The 716-nt window shown below is 51.0% G+C and carries 1 protein-coding gene; it reads left to right on the top strand.

Annotation, left to right across the window (positions count from 1 at the left end; all coding sequences use genetic code 11):
* Positions 1-74 precede the first annotated feature (74 nt).
* Positions 75-716: recombinase family protein (locus tag A7090_RS25435; RefSeq protein ID WP_241957308.1), on the top strand; the 642-nt coding region annotated here is incomplete at its 3' end.

The following is a 716-nucleotide window of genomic DNA, read 5'->3' as shown; positions in this document are numbered from 1 at the left end:
AAACCAACGTTTAAGAAAATGCAGAGGTAACAGCTAACTGGCATCATCTCCGGTTTTTATTCAGGGGGATGATCATGCTTATTGGCTATGTACGCGTGTCAACAAATGACCAGAACACCGATTTGCAACGTAATGCACTGAACTGCGCGGGATGTGAGCGGATTTTTGAGGACAAAATCAGTGGCACTAAGTCCGACAGACCGGGACTGAAAAAACTGCTCAGAACATTATCAGCAGGTGACACTCTGGTAGTCTGGAAGCTGGACAGGCTGGGGCGTAGTATGCGGCATCTGGTCATTCTGGTTGAGGAACTGCGCGAACGCGGTGTTAATTTTCGCAGCCTGACGGATGCCATTGATACCAGCACGCCGATGGGGCGTTTTTTCTTTCATGTGATGGGTGCCCTGGCCGAAATGGAACGAGAACTCATTGTCGAGCGGACACGCGCCGGACTGGAAGCGGCCAGAGCCAAAGGTCGTATTGGTGGCAGACGTCCGAAACTCACCGCGAGTGAGTGGGAGCAGGCCGGGCGGTTGTTGGCTGCAGGGGAATCACGTCATCGCGTGGCACTGATTTTTGATATTGGCCTGTCCACGCTCTATAAAAAATTCCCCGCCTCAGTGACAAAAAATAAATTGTGTCATCCCTTAGCCAACCGTAAGCGGCTCGTCAGAACCGTATTGATATTTACTGAGAGCTCAGATCAACTTTCCAGG

Origin of the sequence: Escherichia sp. MOD1-EC7003 (assembly GCF_002965065.1) — a bacterium.
In the GTDB taxonomy this organism is placed as follows: domain Bacteria; phylum Pseudomonadota; class Gammaproteobacteria; order Enterobacterales; family Enterobacteriaceae; genus Escherichia.
This window is presented reverse-complemented; position numbering and strand designations above follow the sequence as displayed.